At 61.4% G+C, this 1,271-nt stretch carries 1 protein-coding gene; it reads right to left on the reverse strand.

Annotated features, from left to right (window positions below; genetic code table 11):
- Window positions 1-35: 35 nt before the first annotated feature.
- Window positions 36-1,207, reverse strand: a protein-coding gene (locus tag QMG56_RS23205) for an IS3 family transposase (RefSeq protein WP_281825267.1) whose coding sequence is annotated in 2 segments (ribosomal slippage) — window positions 36-943 and window positions 943-1,207 — 1,173 coding nt in all. Because the reading frame shifts where the segments join, the coding sequence is not laid out codon by codon here.
- Window positions 1,208-1,271: the final 64 nt, after the last annotated feature.

Raw genomic sequence — 1,271 nt, forward strand, 5'->3', positions numbered from 1 at the left:
CTGATCTGCCCCCACCGAGTGGACCGATTGGTTTGTTAGTGCATTAAGCTCATCGCCGCCATATCCGGACGGAGGTGGAGCGAAGCGGAACCGGAGGCCGGATATGGCGGTGAGGCCGTTTCTGGTGCCGGCGGTCGGTAACCCAGGCTGCTGTGCGGGCGCACGGTGTTGTAATGCCGCCGCCAGGCTTCGATCAGCACCTTGGCTTCGGCGAGGCTGTAGAAGATCTCGCCATTGAGCAGTTCGTCGCGAAGCGACCCGTTGAAGCTTTCATTATAGCCATTCTCCCATGGTGATCCCGGTGCGATGTAGAGCGTCTTCACGCCGATCTGCCCCAGCCATTGCTGGACGGCCGTCGCGATAAACTCGCTGCCATTGTCGGACCGGATATTGGCTGGCGGGCCGCGCGAGACGAACAGGTCCGCCAAGGCTGCCAGCACATCCTCATGCTTGAGCTGTCGCGCGACGATGAGCGCCAGGCATTCCCTGCTGGCCTCGTCGATGATCGTCAGAATGCGGAACTTGCGGCCGTCATGCGTGCGACCTTCAACGAAGTCGTAGGCCCATACATGTCCCGGATACTCCGGCCGCAGGCGGATACATGATCCGTCGTTGAGCCAGAGCCTGCCACGTTTTGGCTGACGTTGCGGGACCTTCAGCCCCTCACGCCGCCAGATGCGCTCGACCCGTTTATGATTCACCGTCCATCCTGCATGGCACAGCAATGCCGTCACCCGGCGATAGCCGTAGCGACCATATTGCTTTGCCAGCGCGATGATGTCCTCCGTGAGCGCCTGTTCGTCATCTGCCCCGCGCGGGACTTTGCGCTGCGTCGATCGATGCTGGCCCAGCACCCGGCAGATCCGTCGTTCGGACACCGGAAGCTCTCGTCGAACATGATCGATGCAGCGTCGCCGCCGCGCGGGGCTTAGAAGTTTCCCTTGGCCGCCTCCTGCAGGATCAGCTTGTCCAATGTGAGGTCGGAGATCGCACGCCGCAGCCGCTGGTTCTCCTTCTCCAGATCCTTCATCCGCCGTGCCTGATCGGTCTTCAGCCCGCCATATTCCTTGCGCCAGCGGTAGTAGGTCTGTTCGCTAACCGCGATCCGGCGGCATGCTTCGGCGGTCGATGCACCCTGCGCCAGCACGATCTCAACTTCACGCAGCTTGCCGATAATCTCTTCCGGCTTGTGCTTCTTGCTTGGCATTCGATGTCCCTTTCGTGGTCCAGACTATCATAGTCTCTGGGCCACTCCGCAGGGGGCAGATCAG

The organism is Sphingobium sp. BS19 (assembly GCF_027925545.1).
Taxonomy (GTDB): Bacteria; Pseudomonadota; Alphaproteobacteria; order Sphingomonadales; family Sphingomonadaceae; genus Sphingobium.